Source organism: Nocardia mikamii NBRC 108933 (assembly GCF_001613505.1).
GTDB lineage: Bacteria > Actinomycetota > Actinomycetes > Mycobacteriales > Mycobacteriaceae > Nocardia > Nocardia mikamii.
This window is the reverse complement of sequence record NZ_BDCM01000009.1, coordinates 146274-168508: the sequence shown is the minus strand read 5'-3', so window position 1 is coordinate 168508 and position 22235 is coordinate 146274. Positions and strand designations below refer to the sequence as shown.

Here is a 22235-nt window from a genome sequence, read left to right as displayed (position 1 = left end):
CAGAAGGTGATCCGGTGAACGCGATGAATTCCAACGATGTGGGTAACCCGCCCGCTCCGCCAGGTCCGGACACGGGCCATGCCACCCCGCATGCGATATGCGGCGGCCGGCACGGCGGCGGAGACGGCTCCGAACCCCGGGGTGGCGTCGAATCCGCGGACCGGCGATCGCGCGATCACCGGCTCCGCCGCAAACGCCGACACTGACCTGGCCCGACGGTCCACGCGGGCGGTCGGCGCGGCGTGTCGGGGCGCCGCGACGACCGCCTTCTCGCCCGGCGGGCACACCGGCCGGCACGCCGGCCCGGCCACCAGACGAATATCCGCCCACCGCGACGAGGGCGTTGTTCGTCGCGCCTGAAGAAATTCGGGGCGCACATTTCGACCTGCTTCACGCATTACGGCGAACGTCGTTTCGTAGAACGGTCCGACGTTTTATCACCGCGTCGAAGTAAAGAGATCCGATGGAGGACCGGTGACCCAATTCAAAAGCAACTTCGGCGGCGATCCACAGGCACCGAAGTCACCGCGGATCGGCACAGCGCCACTCGGCGGTCACCAGGCACCGGGTAGCGGAACACACGCACACGGCTCGGGTCATGTATTCCCGCGCCCGGCGCCGGACGGCGTTTTCAAGCTGACCGCGGCGCAGCGCGGAATATGGTTCGCCCAGCATCTCGCGGGACAGTCACCGATTTCGGTGGCGCAATACGTCGAAATCGTCGGCGAATTGGATACCGACCTGCTCGTCGAAGCCTGCCGCACCGCGAGCATCGAATTCGGATCCGGGCATCTGCACATGATCGAGGTCGACGGCGAACCCTGCCAGTACGTCGACCACTTCCTCGGCGCCCCGGTCTCGGTGGTGGATCTGCGCCGCCACGCCGACCCGGTGGCCACCGCCCACCGGCTGATGACCGAGGACTACGCCGCACCGCTGGACCTGCTGCACGACCACCTCATGATCTGCGCCATCTACCAGGTCGGCGACAACCACTACCTGTGGTATCAGCGCGCCCACCACATCGCCCTCGACGGCTTCGCCGCGGTGACCATGCTGCAGCGCATCACCGAGCTGTACAACGCGTGGCTGCGCGGCGAGGAGCCCAGCGCCGCGGCGGCGAAGGATCTGGCCGACATCACCGAACAGGACCTGGCCTACCGCGGGTCGACGCGATTCGACAACGACCGCAACTACTGGACCGAACATCTGGCCGGCGCCCCGTCGGTGGTCAGCCTGGCCGGACGCGTCGCCGAACCGACCATCCACCCGGCGCTGGTCAGCGAAGCGCTCTCACCCGAGACCGCCGCACTGCTGGATGCCGTGGTCGCCGAACGCAGCACCAGCGTGACACCGATCGTGGTCGCCGCCTTCGCCGCCTACCTGGCCCGGATGACCGGCAGCACGGAGGTGCTGCTGAGCCTGCCGGTATCGGGCCGGCATTCGGCGATGCTGCGCCGATCCGGCGGCATGGTCGCCAACGTGGTGCCGTTGCGCGTGCGGGTCGGTTCCCGCAGCGTCGGCGAACTGATCGACGCGGTGCAAGGTGAGCTGACCAGCGCGCTGCGCCGCCAGCGCTACCGGCAGGAGGACATCTTCCGCGATATGGGCATCGCCCGCGACGAGACCGCCTCGTTCGGTCCCGCCGTGAACCTGATGATGATCGACAACGACGTCGTCCTGGGCGACACCACCGGGCATCTGCATGTGCTCACCTCCGGGCCCACCGCCGATCTGTTCGTCAACATCTATCCCGGCGCCGGCCGCGACAGCACCCACATCGACTTCCAGGGCAACCCGAACATCTACCGCCCCGACGAACTCGCCGGCCACCACGGCCGATTCCTGATGTTCCTGCACGAATTCCTCGCCCGCGGAACCGATCACGGCGTCGACCGGCTGCCGCTGCTCGCGCCGGCCGAACAGCAGCGGCTGCTGCCCGTGCACGGCGACGACGCGGTCGCGCCTCGGCTGCTGCCCGACATCCTCGCCGACAGCGCCTCCCGCCACCCCGCCTCCGACGCGATCGCCACACCCGAGACCACACTGACCTACGGTGAGCTCGACACCCGATCCTCCCAGCTGGCCCGGCAACTGATCGCGCACGGCTGCGGACCCGGCACCACCGTCGCGATCATGCTGCGCCGCTCGGTCGACTCGATCATCGCCGCCTGGGCCGTCGCCAAATCCGGTGCCGCAATCGTGCAGGTGGACCCCGAATATCCGGCCAAACGCATCGAGCACATGATCGCCGACAGCGGCGCCGGTGCCGGCATCACCGTCGACGCCTACCGGGGCAGGCTGCCGCAGACGGTGACCCCGGTGGTGCTCGACGATCGCGACACCGCCGCCGCCTGCCACAACACCACCGGCGCCCCGATCGGCGACAGCGAACGCCTGCGCCCGCTGCGCGTCGACGACCTCGCCTACATCACCTACACCTCCGGATCGACCGGCATCCCGAAAGGGGTGCAGGTCACCCATGCGGGGTTGGCGAACCTCATCGCCGACCGCAGCGACGTCTGCGGTGTGGACGCCACCGCGCGGGTGTCGTACGCGCTGTCGCCGAGTTTCGACGCCTCGCTGGAACAGTTCCTGGTGTGCTTCGCCAACGGCGCGACCCTGCTGGTGGTCCCGCCGGAGGTGATCGGCGGCGACGAACTGACCGAACTGCTCGCCGCCCAGCACGTCACCCACCTCACCCTCACCCCGGCGATGCTGGCGACCGTGGATCCACGGCAACTGAGCGAGCTGCGGGTGGTCGTGGTCGGCGGGGACGTGTGCCCGCCGCACGTGATCGAACGATGGACCCACAGCGCGGTGATGTTCAACGAGTACGGGCCCACCGAAACCACCGTCACCGCCGCCAGCGCCGCCGTCACACCCGGCCGTGATCTGACCGTCGGCGGCCCCATCCGCGGAGTGTCGGCGATGGTGCTCGACCGCTGCCTGCAAGCGGTGCCGGCCGGGACCGCGGGTGAGCTGTATCTGGCCGGGCCCGGGGTGGCGCGCGGCTACAGTCACCGGTTCGCCGAAACGGCGGCCCGTTTCGTCGCCGATCCGCACGGCGGGCCCGGGGCCCGCATGTACCGCACCGGCGATATGGCGCGCTGGGTCGGCGAGGGACCCGTACCCGAGCTGGAGTTGCTGGGGCGCAGCGACTTTCAGGTCAAGATCCGCGGCTACCGCATCGAACCCGGCGAAATCGACGCCGCGCTCGCCGCCCACGCCGACGTCGACATCTCCGTCACCGTGCCGGTGCGCAACAACGCCGACGCCACCGTGCTGGCCTCCTACGTGGTGCCGGTGCGCGGCCGCCACATCGACGCGCTCGAACTGCAACGCTTCGCCCGCGACACACTGCCGCCGCATCTGGTGCCCGCGGTGATCATGGCGCTGGACGCGCTGCCGATGAACGCGTTCGGCAAACTCGACCGCGCCGCCCTGCCCGCACCCGCCTTCGGCGCCGCACCGGCCGGTCGGGCACCGTCCACCCCGCGCGAACAGCGGGTGGCGGATCTGTTCGCCGACATTCTGGACGTGGCGACGGTCGGTGCCGACGACAGCTTCTTCGCCCTCGGCGGCGACAGCATCCTGTCCATCCAGCTGGTGGCGCGGGCCAAGGCCGAGGGGTTGAGCTTCTCCACCCAGGACGTGTTCGAACACAAGACGGTGGCCGGTCTGGCTGCGATAGCCACCGACGCCGGCGGCGGCCCGCAACTGGCCGAACTGCCCGGCGGCGCGGTCGGCCCCATGCCGCTGACCCCGATCATGTACGCGATGCTCGACCGCGGCCGATTCGACCGATTCGCGCAGGCCACCCTCATCGAACTGCCCGACCACGTCGACGACGCCGACCTGGTTCCGGCGCTAGCGGCGGTGCTGGAGCGCCACGACATGCTGCGCGCGGTCCTGCGCGGTACCGGCTCGCCCGACCCGTCGGTCGAGGTGGCCGCGCCCGGCACGGTCGACGCCGCCGCACTGTTCGAGTCGGTGCGGTTGCCGCGCCGCGACGCCACCGAGATCGACGCCCGCTTGCAGGCGGCCGCCGACCGGCTCGATCCCGCCACCGGTGTGCTGGTGCACCTGGTTCGGATGAGCGACGACACCACCGGCCCCGACCTGATGTGGGTGGTGATCCACCACCTCGCGGTCGACGCGGTGTCGTGGCGGATCGTGCTCGCCGATCTGGCCGGGGCATGGCAGCAGATCAGCGCCGGCGCCGAACCCGCCTTCGGTCCGGCCACCACCTCGGTGCGGCGCTGGAGTCACGGACTCACCGAACAGGCCGCGAGCCGGCGCACCGGCGAACTCGAGCTGTGGAAGAGCGTGCTCGCGCCGGGGGAGACGCTGCTCGGCGCGAGACATCTGGACCCGAGCCGCGACACCACCGCCACCGCGGGCCGCGTCGAGGTGCACGTGCCCGCCGACGTGTCCGAAGCGGTACTCACCACCGTCCCGGCCCGCTTCCACGGCACACCCAACGATCCGCTGCTGGCGGCGCTGGCGCTGGCGCTGCGGCAGTGGCGTCGCCGCCGCGGCGTCGACGTCGAGGCCGAACTGATCTCGCTGGAAGGACACGGCCGCGAGGAACACGCCGTGCCCGGCGCCGACCTCAGCTCCACCGTCGGCTGGTTCACCACCCGCTTCCCGGTGCGCCTGGACCTGCGCGGCGTCGACCCCGACGACGCGTTCGCCGGCGGCGCCGCCGCGGGAACGGCGATCGTGCGTGCCAAGGAACAGTTGCGCGCGATCCCCGACAACGGCATCGGCTACGGGATGCTGCGCTGCCTCGACACCGAAGCCGGCGCCGAACTGGCGACCGCGCCCGAACCGCAGATCGCGTTCAACTACCTCGGCCGCGTCGGCGTGCACGAACACGCCGGGCCGTGGACCCCGACCACCGAATTCACCTCCCTCACCGCGACCGGCGACCCGGCGATGGCGCTGCCGGCCGTCCTGGATGTCAACGCGATCGCCGAACCGGGCCCCGACGGTCTCGAACTCGACGCCACCTGGCAATTCGCCACCGGCGTGCTGAACACCGCGGACGTGGAGGAACTGGCCGGGCTGTGGGTGCGGGCGCTGCGCGGGCTCGCCACCCACGCCCGCACCGAATCCGCCGGCGGCTTCACCCCGTCGGATTTCCCGCTCGTGGACCTCACCCAGGACGATATCGACCGCTGGCAGCTGGAATATCCGACCATGACCGACGTGTGGCCGCTGACCGCACTCCAGTCCGGTCTGCTGTTCCACGCCGTCTACGACACCGACCGCGCCGACGGCTACACCGTGCAGGCCACGCTCACCCTCGACGGGCAGGTCGACACCGCCCGGATGCGGGCCGCGGCACAGACCGTGATCGACCGCCACGACAGCCTGCGCACCGCGTTCGTCGAATCCGCCGCCGGGCCCCGCCAGATCGTGATGAGCGGCGTGCGCGCCGACTGGCACGACAGCGACCTCACCGACATCGCCGACGCCGGGGAACGCGACCGCGAACGCCGCCGCATCACCGACGCCGCGTCCGCCCCGTTCGACCCCGCCCGCCCGCCGCTGCTGCGTTTCCACCTGATCCGCACCGGCACGAGCCGATTCGAACTGCTGCTCACCAACCATCACATCGTGCTCGACGGCTGGTCGATGCCGCTGCTGATCCACGAACTGCTCACCCTCTACGCCGGAGACGACGATCCGGCCGCCCTGCCACCCGCCGGCACCTACCGCGACTACCTGCACTGGCTGCACAGCCAGGACCGCGACGCCGCGATCACCGCCTGGCAGAACGTGCTCGCCGGCATCGAGAGGCCGACCCTGGTCACCGGGCGCCCGGACCGGACCGTGCCCGCCGACAACGCCGAGGTCAGCCGTAACCTGTCCGCCGAAACCACCGCCGCGATCACCGACCTGTCGCGCGCCTACGGTGTCACCGCCAACACCACCGTGCAGGTGGCGTGGGCGCTGCTGCTCACCACCCTGACCGGGCGCGCCGACATCGTGTTCGGCAACACCGTCTCCGACCGGCCACCCCAGCTGCCGGCAGTCGAGCGCATGGTGGGGCTGTTCATCAACACCGTGCCCGTGCGGATCCGGCTCGAACCCGCCGAAACCGTCGCCGACCTGCTGACCCGGGTGCAGTCCGAACAGGCCGCCACCCTCGATCACCGGCACCTCGGGCTGGCCGAACTGCAACGCGCCACCGGTTTCGCCGACATGTTCGACACGGTGACCGTCCTCGAGTCCTATCCGCTCGATCGTGAACTGCTGACCCACAATCTGCGCGACGCCGGGCTGCGCCTGGTCGACATCGACGCCCACGACGCCACCCCGTACCCGCTGAGCCTGCAGGTGACCCCGCCGCGACCCGGCCGCGACAGCGACCCCGACGCGGCCACCTCCGCCACCCACGCCGTGATGCTGCGCTTCTCCTGCGATCGGCTCGACATCGACACCGCCCGCACCCTGCTCGACCGCTACGAGCAGATCCTCGACCAGATCGCCGCCGACCCCACCGCGACCGTCGCCGCGATCACCCCCGGCTCGAATACCGAAGCGGCCGAACCGATTCCGGCGCGCAGCGCGCCGGCCGGGCGCATCCTGCGGGACATCCTCGCCGACACCGCCCGCGCGCACCCGGACGCGGTGGCCGTGCGGGCCGGGACCACCACCCTCACCTATCGGGAACTCGCCGCGCGGGCGCATCGGCTCGCGCAGCGGCTGCTCACCCGCGGCGCACGACCGGAAACCATTGTCGCCGTAGTCGTTCCGCGATCGATCGAGCTGGCGGTCGCGATCTGGGCGGTCGCCGAAACCGGGGCGGCGTTCCTGCCGCTGGATCCGGGCAACCCCGGCGAACGCATCGCCGAACTGCTCGCCGACTCGGGCACCACCCTCGGCGTGACGACCGGCACCTTCGCAGACCGGCTACCCGGCACCGTCGACTGGGCCCACGCCGACACCGATCCGACCGCCGAACCCGCCACCACCACCGTGCCCGAGGTGCGGCTCGACCACGCCGCCTACCTCATCTACACCTCCGGATCGACCGGCACCCCCAAAGCCGTGCACCTGACCCACCGCGGCCTCGCCGGACTGGCCGCCGCACACGCCGACGCATTCGGTGTCGACACCACCTCGACCGTCTTGCAGGTCGCCTCACCGGGATTCGACGCCTGCCTGTCGGAACTGCTGCTCGCCCACGGTCACGGCGCCTGCCTCGTGATCGCACCGCCCGACGTCTACGGCGGCGCCGGACTCGAAGACCTGCTGCACACATACGGCGTGACCCACGCCATCATCACCCCGTCGGTGCTCGACACGATGGATCCCGCGCACGTGCCGGCGCTGACGACGATCGCGGTCGTCGGGGAGGCCACCGCCACCGACCTCGTCACCCGCTGGGCGCCGGGGCGGCGGCTGATGAACCACTACGGTCCCACCGAAACCACCGTGTGGGCCACCGGATCCGACGCCCTGACCCCCGGCGAACCGGTCACCATCGGCACCCCGATCCACGGACTGTCGGTCACCGTGCGCGACATGTGGCTGCGGCCGGTCCCCGCCGGGGTGGCCGGCGAACTGTACGTGCGCGGCCCCGCCCTCGCCCGCGGCTACCTCGACCGCCCCGCCACCACCGCGGCCCGCTTCGTCGCCGACCCGGAATCGTATCGCGGACAACGCCTCTACCGCACCGGCGACAGCGTGCGCTGGCTGCACACCCCGCACGGACCGCAACTGGAATACCTCGGCCGCAGCGACCAGCAGGTCAAGATCCACGGGCTGCGCATCGAACCGGGGGAGATCGACGCCCGGCTGGCCCGCCACGACACCGTCGCCGCCGCCGCCACCGTCGACCGCCCCGGACCCGCCGGTGAACCCGTGCTGGTGTCCTATGTCGTCGCCGCACCCGGCGCCACCCTCGACCCGGCCGCCCTGCACGCCGACCTGGAACGGGAACTGGCCCGCTACATGAACCCGGCCGCCATCGTGGAACTGGCCGAGATGCCCCGCACGGCGGTCGGCAAAATCGACCGGAAAGCGTTGCGCGCACTCGACTTCCGGACCGACGAGGCCGGTGGACGGGCACCGGCCACCGCCGAGGAACAACTCATGGCGAAACTGTTCGCCGACGTCCTGCACCGCGACACCGTGTACGCCGACAGCAACTTCTTCACCCTCGGCGGCGACAGCATCGTGTCCATGCGCCTGGTGGCGTTGGCCCGCTCGGCCGGGCTCACCCTCACCCCACGCGACGTCTTCGAAGCCAAAACCGTCGCCGCGCTCGCCGAACTGGTCCGCGACACCGTCACCGCCGACCCGTCGCTCGCGCGCGGCCCCGCCCACCGCGCCGAGAACCGGCCCCCGCGCCCCGCGGACTTCCCGCTCGTCGAACTGACCGCCGCCGACGTCGAGCGGCTCGCCCACCGGTATCCGGAGCTGGCCGACGTATGGCCGCTGTCGCCGATGCAAGCCGGAATCCGCTTCCACTCCACCTACAACCCCGGCGCCGGCGACAACTACACCGTCCAAACCGCCATCGACTTCACCGGCACCGCCGACGCCGAACGGCTGCGCCGCGCCGCCCAGGCCCTCGTCGACCGGCACGACATCCTGCGCGCCGCCTTCACCGACACCAGCGCCGGACCCTGCCAGATCGTGCTCGCCCACGCCCCCGTCCGCTTCCGGCACATCGACCTCACCGACGACACCGACCACACCGGCCTCGACCGGGTGGCCGCCGCCGACGCCGCCGAAGGGTTCGACCTGTCGGCGCCGCCGCTGATCCGGTTCACCCTGATCACCGTGCGCCCCGACACCTTCCGGCTGCTCGTCACCAACCACCACGTCATCCTCGACGGCTGGTCCATGCCGCTGCTGATGAGCGAACTTCTCACGTCCTACGCCACCCCCACCCACATCGACACCGCCGAACCCGCCCCCAGCTACCGCGACTACCTGGGCTGGCTGCACCGCCAAGACCTCGCCGCCTCCACCGCCGCCTGGGCCCACGAATACGCCGACGTCGAATCACCCACCCGCGTCGCCCGCGCCGACGCCGCCCACCGCGACACCTCCGCCGGCGAAATCGACACCCTGCTGCCCGCGCAGCGGGTCGCCGACCTGCGCCGCGTCGCCGCCGACGCGACCGTCACCGTCAACACCGCCGTCGCCGCGGCCTGGGCGCTGACCCTGCGCGAACTCACCGGCGACACCGACGTGATCTTCGGATCCGCCGTCTCCGGCCGGCCCCCCGAACTCCCGCAGGTCGACCGCACACTCGGCATGTTCCTCAACACCATCCCCGTGCGCGTCCCCCTGGACCCCACCCTGACCGTCGAACAGCTGCTGACCCGCATCCAGCAACACCAGACCCGCATGCTCGACCACCACCACATCGGACTGCCCGACATCCACCGCGCCGCCGGAATGACCGCCCTGTTCGACACCGCCGTCGCCTTCCAATCCTTCCCGGTCGACCGGCCCGCGCTGCAGCAGCTCGTCGACGCCGCCGGCCTGCGCATCGACGACATCACCGGCGTCGACGCCACCCCGTACCCGCTCAGCCTCGTCCTCGCCCCCGAACCCACCGACACCCACACCGACCCGCCCGCCGCCGCGGGGCTACGCATCACCCTGCGCTACCTCGACGACGAATTCGACACCCACCGCGCCCGCTGGATCCTCGACCGATTCGTCACACTCCTGCACCACATCGCCGACCACCCCGCCACCCACCTGGCCCGCCTCACCGCGGCCGACCACACCGAACCCACCCACCCGGCCCACGCCCACCACCGGCCGCGCACCTTCGGCGACATCCTCACCGCCACCGCCGCCGCCCACCCCGACGCCATCGCCGCCACCTGCGGCACCGACACCGTCACCTACCGCGACCTCGACCAGCGATCCAACCAGCTCGCGCGGCTGCTGCTGCGCCGCGGACTCACCCCGCACACCGTGCTCGCCAGCGCGCTGCCCCGCTCCCTGGACGCCGTCGTCACCGTGTGGGCCGCCGCGAAGACCGGCGCCGCGTTCGTGCCGATCGACCCCCGCCTGCCCGCCGACCGCATCGCCTTCCTGCTCGACGACTCCGGTGCCCCCCTCGGCATCACCCACACCGGCAGCACCCACCCGGACAGCGCCCGCCCGACCCAGCCCATCGACTGGATCACCCTCGACGACCCCGACACCATCGCCGCCCTCGACACCGAATCCGCCGCACCGATCACCGACACCGAACGCGGGGCAGCGCTCACCCCCGACCACACCGCCTACCTCATCTACACCTCCGGATCCACCGGAACCCCCAAAGGGGTCCTGGTCACCGCCCGCGGCCTCACCGACCTCGTCGCCGCCCAGCAGCGCCTCCTCGGCGTCACCGCCGACTCCGCCGTCCTGCAGGTCGCCTCACCCAGCTTCGACGCCTCCATCTTCGAACTGCTCATGGCCCACGGCGCGGGCGGCCGGCTCGTCGTGTCCCCATCCGACGTCTACGGTGGCCCCGACCTGGCGAAACTGATTCAGTACGAACACATCTCACACGCCGTGCTGACACCGTCGGCACTGGCCACCATCCCCGGCGACCGCTTCGACACCCTGCGCGTACTGGCCACCGCCGGCGAACCCGTCGGACCCGAACTCGTCGACCGGTGGGCACCCGGACGCACCATGGTCAACCTCTACGGACCCACCGAATCCACCATCTGGGCCACCGCGAGCGCACCACTGCCCCCCGGCGCGCCGATCACCATCGGCACCCCCGCCGGCCCCGTCACCACCACCGTCCTCGACACCTGGCTGCGTCCCGTCCCGCACGGCGTCACGGGGGAGCTGTACCTGCTCGGACCCGGACTCGCCGACGGCTACAAAGACCGCACCGCACTGACCGCGACCCGCTTCGTCGCCTGCCCCTTCGGTGAACCCGGCACCCGCATGTACCGCACCGGCGACATCGTGCGCCGCACCGGCACCGGCGACCTGGAATTCGTGGGACGCAACGACTTCCAGGTCAAAGTCCGCGGCAACCGCATCGAACTCGCCGAAATCGACGCCGCCCTGGCCGCCCACCCCGACGTCGCCTTCGCCGTCACCGTCCCACGCACCGACGACGGCCGCCCCACCACCCTCGTGTCCTACGTGACAGCGACCGCCGGCGCCACCCTGTCCGACACCGACCTGAAAACCACACTCGCCCAAGCACTTCCGCCCTACATGGTGCCCGCGGCCGTGATCGTCCTCGACGAGGTGCCACTCACCCCGACCGGCAAACTCGACCGCGACCGACTACCCCGGCCCCCCGAAACCGCCCGCACCTACCGCGCACCCACCACCCGGCAGGAACACATCGTCGCCCAAGCCTACGAACAGGTCCTCGACGCCGACCACGTCGGCGCCGACGACGACTTCTTCGCCCTCGGCGGCGACTCGCTCAGCGCCGCCCTCGTCGCCGCCCGCATCGGCGCCGCCCTCGACGTGCGCATCCCCGTCCGCACCATCTTCGAAGAACCCACCGTCGCCGCCCTCGCCCGAGCCGCCCGCACCCTGCACGGCACCGCCCGCATCGCACTCACCGCCGACGACCGCCCCGACCCCATCCCACTGTCGCTGGCCCAGCAACGCATGTGGTTCCTCAACCGATTCGAACCCGACTCGGCCGCCTACAACATCCCCGTCATGCTGCACCTGTCCGGACGCCTCGACACCGACGCACTGAGCGCCGCCCTCGACGACGTCCTCGCCCGCCACGAAGTGCTGCGCACCATCTACCCCGAAACCGACGGCGAACCCCGCCAGCTCATCCTCGACCGGGCACCGGTCACCCTCGAAACCGGCCACCCCACCCGCGACACCCTCCCACAGCTGCTCACCGAATTCGTGCGACGCGGCTTCGACGTCTCCACCCAGGTACCGTTGCGCGTCGCCCTGTTCGACATCACCACCGACACCGACACCACCGGCCAATACATGCTCGTGCTCGTCGTGCACCACATCGCCGGCGACGGACAATCCATGGGCCCGCTGGCCCGCGACGTCATGACCGCCTACGCCGCCCGCCACACCGGACAACCCCCGCAATGGCAGCCACTGCCGGTGCAATACGCCGACTTCGCGCTGTGGCAACGCCGAGTCCTCGGCGCCGCAGCCGACCCCACCTCACTGATGTCCACCCAGCTCGACTACTGGCGCACCACCCTCGACCGCGTACCCGATCTGCTCGACCTGCCCACCGACCGGCCCCGACCCGCCGTCGCCACCCTCACCGGCGGCCGCGTCCCCCTCGACATCCCCGCACCCCTGCACCAGCACCTGCAGACACTGGCCCGCGACCACGGCACCTCCCTGTTCATGGTCGTACACGCCGCACTCGCCGTCCTGCTCGGACGACTCGCCGACACCGACGACATCGTCATCGGCACCCCCGTCGCCGGACGCAGCGAACCCGGCCTCGACGACCTCGTCGGCATGTTCGTCAACACCCTCGCCCTGCGCACCCCGATCGACCCCGCCGAACCGTTCACCGAACTGCTGGCCCGCACCCGCGACACCGACCTGCACGCCCTCGACCACGCCGACGTCCCCTTCGAACGCATCGTGGAAGAACTCAACCCGCACCGCACCACCGCCGCGCACCCGCTGTTCCAAGTGATGCTGGCCTTCCAGAACACCGGCGCCGTCGACATCGCCCTACCCGACGTCGTCGTCTCCGGCGCCGACGTCGACACCGGCACCAGCCAATTCGACCTCCAACTCGTCATCTCCGACACCTCCACCGAAACCGGTGCGGCCCAAGGCCTGTCCGGCATGCTGATGTACGCCCGCGACCTGTTCGACCCCGACACCGTCACCGGATTCGTGCAACGGCTGCTGCGGATCCTCGACACCGTCGCCACCACCCCCGACACCCCCGTCGGCGACATCGACTGGCTGCACCCCGACGAACGCCACGCCCTGCTCTCCAGCGTCGGCCCACGCACCGCACCCACACCCGAATCACCGCTGCTACCAGGCATATTCGCCGACGCCGTCCGCCGCAACCCCGACGGCCTCGCCCTCACCACCGGCGACACCGGCCTCACCTACACCGAACTCGACCGGCGCTCCAACCGCCTGGCACGGCTGCTCATCGACCAAGGCGCCGGACCCGAAATCCCCGTCCTGGCCGCCGCGCCCCGCTCCGCCGAATCCGTGCTCATCTGGTGGGCCATCGTGAAAACCGGCGCCACCTACGTGCCCGTCGACCCCGCCTACCCGGCCCACCGCATCGACCACATGATCACCGATTCGGCTGCCGCACTGGGCATCACCGTCACCACCGCACGCCCCCAACTACCCGACACCGCCCACTGGATCACCCTCGACGCACCCGAAACCATCACACACCTCGACACCCACCCCGACAGCCCGATCGACGACCACGACCGGCTACGGCCCCTGCGCCCCACCACCACCGCCTACGTGGTCTTCACCTCCGGATCCACCGGCCGCCCCAAAGGCGTCGCCGTCACCCACACCGGCATCGCAGACCTCGTCGCCACCCAACGCGCCGACTACCACATCGAACCCGGCGCCCGATTCCTGCACTTCGCCTCACCGTCCTTCGACGCCTCCCTGATGGAAATCCTGTTCGCCACCGCCGGCGCCGCCACCCTCGTCATCGCACCCCCCGCCACCTACGGCGGCGACGACCTCGCCGACCTGCTGCGCACCCGGCAGGTCACCCACGCCTTCGTCACTCCCGCCGCCCTCGCCTCGGTCGACCCCACCGAACTCGACGACCTGCGACTGGTGCTCTCCGGCGGCGAAGAAGTCCCCGCCGAACTGATCAACCGGTGGGCAGGCACCGACCGCCGCGGCACCCGCGAATTCCGCATCCTCTACGGACCCACCGAAACCACCATCCTCGCCACCGCGACCCGGCCGCTGCACCCGGGGGACCGGCCCACCATCGGCACCCCACTACCCGGCATGCAGGCATTGATCCTCGACACCCGCCTCCATCCCGTCCCCGCCGGCGTGGTCGGCGAACTCTACCTGGCCGGCCCCGCCGCGGCCCGCGGCTACCTCAACCGCACCGCCACCACCGCCACCCGATTCGTGCCCTGCCCGGCCGGCGAACCCGGCACCCGCATGTACCGCACCGGCGACCTCGTGCGCTGGAACACCCACGGCGACATCGAATTCGTCGGACGCAACGACTTCCAGGTCAAAGTGCGCGGCTACCGCATCGAACTCGGCGAGATCGACGCCGTCCTCGACGCCCGCGCCGACACCGCCTTCGCCGCCACCATCGCCCACCGGCAGGGCAACGCCCCCGCCATGCTGGTCACCTACGTCGTCCCCGCACCCGGCGCCACACCCACCGCCACCGAACTGACCAGCGCGCTCGCCGACGCCCTCCCGCCCTACATGGTGCCCGCCGCCGTCATGATCCTCGACGCGATCCCACTGTCACCCAACGGAAAACTCGACCGCAGCGCACTACCCGAACCCGTCCTGCACACCGAAACATTCCGCGCACCCGCCTCACCGGTCGAGGAAATCGTCGCCGGTATCTTCGCCGACCTCCTCGGCCTCGACACCACCATCGGCGCCGACGACAACTTCTTCGACCTCGGCGGCAACAGCCTCGTCGCCACCCGCGCCGCCGCCCGCATCGGCGCCGCCCTCGACACCCGCGTCCCGGTCTCGATGATCTTCGACGCACCCACCGTCGCCAAACTCGCCGCCCGCGCCGAATCCCACGCCGACACCCGCCGCATCGCCCTCACCGAACAATCACGCCCACACCACCTCCCGCTGTCCTACGCACAACAGCGCATGTGGTTCCTCAACCGCTTCGAACCCGACACCCCCGCCTACAGCATCCCCATCGTCATCCGGCTCACCGGCCGCCTCGACACCGACGCCCTGCACGCCGCCATCGGCGACGTCATCACCCGACACGAAGTACTGCGCACCATCTACCCGGCCGTCGACGGCGAACCCACCCAGAAAATCCTCCCACCCGCCGACGCCGTCCCACCCCTGGCCGTCACCCGCATCCCCGAAACCGAACTCCCACACACCCTCTCATCGCTACTGGCCACCGTCTTCGACGTCACCACCACCGTGCCGCTGCGCATCCGGCTCTACGACATCGGCGACGACACCTGGATCCTCGCCCTCGTCGTCCACCACATCGCCGGCGACGGATCCTCGCTGGCACCACTGGCCCGCGACCTCACCATCGCCTACACCGCACGACTCGACGGCGACACCCCCGCCTGGCCACCCCTGCCCGTCCAATACGCCGACTACGCCCTCTGGCAGCGCACCGTCCTCGGCGCCGACGACGACCCCGACTCGCTCCTGCACGCCCAGATCGACTACTGGACAACACAACTCGCCGACGCACCCACACTGCTCGCCCTGCCCACCGACCGGCCGCGCCCGCCCGTGCAAACCTACGCCGGCGCCGCCGTGCCCCTCACCGTCGACCCCGAACTCCACGCCGGGCTCCAACACATCGCCCGCGCCCACAACACCACCCTGTTCATGGTCTTCCACGCCGCACTCGCCGCCGTCCTCGCCCGCCTCGCCGGCACCGACGACATCACCATCGGCACCCCCTACGCAGGACGCGGCGAACCCGAACTCGACGACCTCGTCGGCATGTTCGTCAACACCCTCGTCCTGCGCACCCACGTCGGCACCGACATGACGTTCACCGACCTGCTCGAACAGGTCCGCGACACCGATCTCGCCGCCTTCGGCCACGCCGACGTCCCGTTCGAACGACTCGTGCAGGAACTCAACCCCGCCCGCTCCCACGCCCACCACCCCCTGTTCCAGGTGATGCTCGCCTTCCAAAACCTCACCGGCACCGAATTCGAACTCCCCGAACTCACCCTCTCCGCCGTCGAAGCCGACCTCGACACCTCGCTGTTCGACCTGCAGATCACCGTCTCCGACAGCTACGACGACCACGGCGGCCCCGTCGGCATGACCGGCGGCATCACCTACGCCCGCGACCTGTTCGACCCCGACACCGTCACCGCCATCGTCGCCCGCCTCGACCGGCTGCTCCGCGCCCTCGTCGCCGACCCTGCCCAACTCGTCCACGACGTCGACCTGCTCGACGCCGACGAACGCCACAACGTCGTGGTCCGCTGGAACTCCACCCAGCACGCCCTCGCCACCGACGAGACACTGACCTCCATGTTCGCCCGCGCCGTCCCGGTACACCGCGACCGCGTCGCCGTCACCTACGACGACCTGTCCTTGACCTACGGGCAGTTCTCCGCCCGCGTCAACCGGCTCGCCCGCTGGCTCATCACCCGCGGCGTCGGCCCGGAAAAGCTCGTCGCCGTGCGGATGCGCCGCTCACTCGACCAGGTCACCGCCCTCTACGCAGTCCTCGCCGCCGGCGGCGGATACGTGCCCGTCGACCCCGACCTGCCCGCCGACCGCATCGACTACATGCTGGCCACCGCCGACCCCGTCGCCGTCCTGTCCACCCTCGACGACATCGACCTGTCCGCCTTCGACGACACCCCCGTCACCGACCGGGAACGCCGCGCATCGCTGCGACCGGACAACACCGCCTACGTCCTGTTCACCTCCGGATCCACCGGCCGGCCCAAAGGCGTCGCCGTCTCACACGGCGCGGCCGCCAACCAGATCCGCTGGCTCAGCGACGAATACGGTCTCACCTCCGCCGACGTGGTCCTGCAGAAGACACCGGCCACCTTCGACGTCTCGGTCTGGGAACTGTTCGCCACCCTCGGCGTCGGCGCCCGCCTCGTCATCGCCCGCGCCGACGGCCACACCGACCCCGCCTATCTCGCCGAAATCATTGCCGCACAACAGATCACGATCACCTCGTTCGTGCCGTCCATGCTCGCCGTCTTCGCCGAGGCCGCACCCGCCCGCACCCTGACCTCGCTGCGCGCGCTGCTCGTCGGGGGAGAGGCATTCGGTTCCGACACCGTGGCCGCCGTCCGGCGCGTACTGCCCGACGTCGAACTCGACAACCTGTACGGGCCCACCGAATTCACCGTGCACGTCACCTCCCACCGCGTCACCGCCGACGACCAGGGCAGCGTACCGATGGGCAGGCCCGTCTGGAACGCCCGCGCCTACGTCCTCGACGCCCGGCTCAACCCCGTACCACCCGGAGTGGCGGGGGACCTGTACCTCGCGGGCACCCAGATCGCCCGCGGCTACCACGCCCGGCCCGGCCTCACCGCCGAACGGTTCGTGCCCGACCCCTACAACGACGGCGGGCGCATGTACCGCACCGGCGACCTCGTGCGGCGCCGCCGCCGCGACGGCGAACTGGAATATCTGGGCCGCACCGACTTCCAGGTCAAACTGCGCGGCCTGCGCATCGAACTCGGCGAAATCGAAACCGTGCTCGCCGAGTATCCCGGCGTCGCCCGCGCCATCGCCGTCGTCCACTCCAGTGAGATCGCCGCCCAGCTCGTCGGCTATCTCGTGCCCGTCGCCGGCGCCACCGTCGACACCGACGCCGTCCTGGCACACGCCGCCGCCGAACTGCCCAACTACATGGTGCCCACCACGCTCATGGTGCTCGACACCGTGCCGCTCACCGCATCCGGCAAACTCGACCGCGCCCGGCTGCCCGAACCGGTGGCCGCGGTAGGGGAGTTCCGCGAACCGTCGTCCTGGTTGGAAGGCGAGATCGCCCGCGCGTTCGAACACGTCCTCGGCGTCAGCCACGTCGGAGCCGACGACGACTTCTACGCCCTCGGCGGCAACTCGCTGCGCTCGGTGCAGGTCGCCAGCGAACTCACCAAGGAACTCGACTTCGAGATCCCGCTCGGATGGATGTTGTCGGATCCGAATCCGGCCGACCTCGCCAAGCGCATCGAAACCGGGATGAGCAACGGGCAGCACGAATCCGGTCCCGCCGCTTTCGGATTGGATGTCGTGCTGCCGATCCGGACCGGTGGCAGCCGGCCACCGCTGTTCTGCATCCATCCCGCCTCGGGACTGTCGTGGTGCTACTACACCTTCGGCGATCACCTGGCCGGCGACCGCCCGATCTATGGCCTGCAGGCGCCGCAGATCGGTGGGGAAGTGCCCGGACCGCAAACGTTCGAGGACATCGCGCGCCGCTATTTCCAGGAGATCCGCGCCATCCAGCCGCACGGGCCCTACCATCTGCTCGGCTGGTCGCTGGGCGGGCAGATCGCCCACGCCGTCGCCGCCGAAATACGTTCGGCGGGTGAGGAAGTCGCATTGCTGGCGTTGCTGGACGCGGAGGCCGAAGGGATCGACGCCACGGAGGTCTCCGAGGCCACGCCAGGGGAGCTGATCAGCAATCTCGGCCCGGTCATGGGCATCGATGTCGTCGGCGCCGACGCGACCGCCGAGGAGGCCGCCGACCTGATCCGCCGGCAGCTGGGCGACAGCTTCGCCGTCGACGCCGCGACCATCGAACGCATGACCGACGCCTACAACCTGTCGATCCGCGCCGCGAGTGCCTGGCAGCCACCGATACTCGATGCCGACATGCTGTATTTCACCGCCACGAAGGACCGGCGCGCCGACGCCGCGGGCCACGAAGGGTGGGTCCGGTTCGTCAGCGGTCAGATTTCGAATGTCGATATCGCCGCCGAGCATCTGGCGATGACCGAACCCGCGGTCGTCGCCGAGATCGCGAAGATCCTCAACCGCCGGCTGGATCGGTGAGGGGATGGGCCTTCGGGGCCGGACTGCCGTTACTTGACATAATGTAGATTATCGGCGCAGTGGAACGGGTGCTGTAGGCTGCGTTCACGCTTGTGTGTCAGTGCGTTCGGCGCTCGGTGCGCCGGCTCGCCGCTCGGCTCCGTCCTGTCTGTCGATGGCGCTGGATGCCGGCGAAGTCTCGCGCGAACCGCCGAAATACGCCGCATGAACTTTTTCACCTCCGGTCCTATTTGCCGGAAAATTTTCTGCCGCTTGTGTCGGGCTGACCGTTGCCCTCTATCGGCCCCCTCCCCGGCTTCCTCAACTCCTGCCCAAAACGTCACTGTGACGTAATAAGGGTGGCTGGCGGGGTCGCTCGCAACCAGTCGAGATCCGCGTCCGCTGAACGTCACTGGGCGCCTTGCCGGCGCATTGTGACTCAGGGGCAGTGCACACCGCGCGGTTTGGTACCCGCCACGAGAACCTCGCGGGCCCGCTGGTGACTTGTTAGCGTCCTCGGCAGGAGGTGTCATGGAGGCAGCGCGGCCTTTCGATGTCGATGTGGTGATCGTCGGATCCGGATTCGGCGGCAGTGTGACGGCATTGCGATTGGTGGAAAAGGGATATTCGGTCGCGGTGCTCGAAGCCGGGCGACGCTACGAGGACGCCGACTTCGCCACCACGAGCTGGGATCTGCGACGCTATCTGTGGGCGCCGGCACTGGGCTGCTACGGCATCCAGCGGATCCACCGGCTGCGCGACTGCTTCATCCTCGCCGGCGCCGGAGTCGGCGGCGGCTCGCTCAACTACGCCAACACCCTCTACAAACCCGGCCGCGCGTTCTTCGAGGACCGCCAATGGGCCGAGATCACCGACTGGGACGCCGAACTCACCCCGCACTACGAACAGGCCCGGCGCATGCTCGGAGTCGTGGAGAATCCGCACACCACCCCGGCCGACGAGATCATCCGCTCGGTGGCCGAGGAGATGGGCGCCGCCGACACCTACGTCCCGACCCCGGTCGGCGTGTATTTCGGCGAGCCCGGAGTGGTGAGCCCGGACCCCTATTTCGGTGGCGCCGGACCCGAGCGCACCGGCTGCATCGAATGCGGCGAATGCATGACCGGATGCCGGCACGGCGCGAAGAACACGCTGGTCAAGAACTATCTGGGTTTGGCCGAACGTGCTGGGGCGCAAGTACATTCGATGACCACCGTGACCGCGCTGCGACCGCGGGACGACGGCAGTTGGCGCGTCGAGACGCGTCGCACGGGCCGGTGGGTCCGGCGTGGGACGCGCAGCTTCTCGGCGCGGTACGTGGTGCTGGCGGCGGGGACCTGGGGTACGCAGCGGTTGCTGTTCCGGATGCGCGACTCCGGGGTGCTGCCCGCGCTGTCGCCGCAGCTGGGTGTGCTGACCCGCACGAATTCCGAGGCGATCCTGGGTGCGGGCCGCACCCGGGTGGACACCGGCCTGGATCTGACGGCGGGTGTGGCGATCACGTCGTCGTTCCATCCGACCGCCGACACCCATATCGAGCCGGTGCGCTACGGCAAGGGTTCGAACACGATGGGGCTGTTGCAGACCTATCTGGTCGACGGTGGGAAGACGGTGCCGCGGTGGGTGCGGGTGCTGGCGATCGCGGCCACCCATCCCGTGCGGACGGTGCGGTTGTTGCGCACCCGGCGATGGAGTGAGCGGACGTTGATTCTGCTGGTGATGCAGAGTCTGGACAATTCGATCACCACGTTCACCCGGCGTGGGCTGTTCGGCCGCCGCTACACCAGCAGGCAGGGCTACGGTGAGCCGAATCCGTCGTGGATTCCGGCCGGTCACGAGGTGACGCGGCGGGTGGCGGACACACTCGGCGCCACCGCGGGCAGCACCTGGCCCGATATTTTCGGTGTGCCGATGACGGCGCATTTCATCGGCGGGTGTGTGATCGGCGGCGACCGTGAACACGGTGTGATCGATCCGTATCACCGCGTGCACGGATATCCGACGTTGAGCATCGTGGACGGGTCGGCGATCTCGGCGAATCTCGGGGTGAATCCGTCGTTGACGATCGCCGCGCAGGCCGAGCGGGCGGCGTCGATGTGGCCGAACAAGGACGAGCGCGATCCGCGGCCGCCGATGGATCTCCCCTACCGGCGCATCGATCCGATCGCGCCGGTAGCGCCGGTGGTTCCGGCCTCCTCCCCTGCCGCGTTGCGTCTGCCGATCGTGCGGGTCCGGCATCCGTCCTCGGGTGTGCGCCCGGCCTGAGCCGGCGTGGCTCCGGTTCTCGGTGTCAGCGCGTGAGACGTCCCACCAGCGCGGAGGCGCAGGCGATTGCGAGCAGCCGTCGGTGGTGGGGTTCGCGGCGGGGATCCCGGGACGGTTCCGCGATCGGCGCCTGTGTTACGTTGTGATCGACGTCACGCGGCCGGCGGTCTTCCCGGATCGGACGACAGTGATCTCGGACGGCCGGTCGCCCATCGCACGGACCGGAAGGAGATCGCCGTGGCCACCGACCGGATTCTGGTCATCGTCACCAATGCGGGGGAATACGAGAAGGTCGGCTATCGCACCGGGCTGTGGCTCGGCGAGCTGACTCACTTCTACGATTACGTCACCGAACACGGCTACGCCGTCGATATCGCCAGTCCCGCAGGCGGATTCGTGCCCATCGATCCGGAGAGCCTGGCTCACGACGTCCTCGCCGATCTCGGCACCGATCGCCGCTACCGCGACCGGGAATTCATGGATCTGCTCGACCGCACGCGCAGTATCGGCGAGATCGAGGTCGAGGATTACGACGCGATCTACTTCACCGGCGGGCACGGGGTGATGTTCGACTTCGGTGGCGACGATCTGGGCGCGCTCACCGCGGCCTTCCACGACAGCGGCCGCGTGGTGTCGGCGGTGTGTCACGGTCCGGTCGGATTGCTGAACGTTCCGCTGGAGAGCGGGGCGGCGCTGATCGCGGGGCGGCGGGTGACCGGGTTCTCGTGGCCGGAGGAGGAAGCCGCTCAGCGCGCCGACGCGGTACCGTTCAGTCTTCAGGACGAACTCGTGAAATTGGGTGCCGACTACAGCATCGCCGACGAGCCGTTCGCACCGTACGTCGTCACCGACGGGCGTCTGATCACCGGTCAGAACCCGGCCAGTGCGCGCGGTGTGGCCGAAGCGGTGGTCGCGACCCTGAAAGGAGATCAGCGGTGAGCGATTCCGGCAGCGATATCGACGTCGAGGTGCCCGCCAGCGGAACCGGTTGCGCGGAGTGCGTAGCCGCCGGCGGCTGGTGGGTGCATCTGCGTCGGTGCGCGCGCTGCGGGCATGTGGGTTGCTGCGACACCTCCCCCGCCCAGCACGCCACCGCCCATTTCCGCAGCACCGGCCACCCGATCATCCAGAGCTTCGAACCGGGTGAGGACTGGTTCTACGACTACCGCGACGGCGCGGTCGGTGAGGGACCGGAACTGGCGCCGCCGACCAGTCATCCGGACACGCAGCCGGTGCCGGGGCCGGCGGGGAAGGTGCCCGCCGACTGGCAGGACCACATTCACTGACAGCGCGGT

Annotated in this window: 4 protein-coding genes; all 4 read left to right on the top strand. The window is 70.1% G+C overall.

Annotated elements, in window-relative coordinates:
* The first annotated feature begins 474 nt into the window (after positions 1 to 474).
* The 4 genes from NMI01S_RS12295 (at position 475) to NMI01S_RS12280 (ending at position 22226) form a co-directional block, all read left to right on the top strand.
* Positions 475 to 18696 carry a non-ribosomal peptide synthetase gene (locus tag NMI01S_RS12295; RefSeq protein ID WP_063920716.1) on the top strand — a complete coding sequence of 6074 codons (18222 nt, stop codon included), beginning with the start codon at positions 475 to 477 and terminating at the stop codon, positions 18694 to 18696.
* A 510-nt stretch (positions 18697 to 19206) separates the two neighbouring features.
* Positions 19207 to 20940 (top strand): FAD-dependent oxidoreductase, encoded by a 1734-nt coding sequence (locus NMI01S_RS12290; RefSeq protein ID WP_062996676.1) that lies wholly within the window; start codon positions 19207 to 19209, stop codon positions 20938 to 20940.
* A gap of 237 nt (positions 20941 to 21177) precedes the next feature.
* Entirely contained in the window at positions 21178 to 21879 is a 702-nt protein-coding gene (locus NMI01S_RS35620; protein WP_218020997.1) for a type 1 glutamine amidotransferase domain-containing protein, read from the top strand.
* Positions 21876 to 22226 carry a UBP-type zinc finger domain-containing protein gene (locus NMI01S_RS12280; RefSeq protein WP_062996674.1) on the top strand — a complete coding sequence of 117 codons (351 nt, stop codon included), beginning with the start codon at positions 21876 to 21878 and terminating at the stop codon, positions 22224 to 22226. Before NMI01S_RS35620 ends, NMI01S_RS12280 begins: the two co-directional genes overlap by 4 nt.
* Positions 22227 to 22235: the final 9 nt, after the last annotated feature.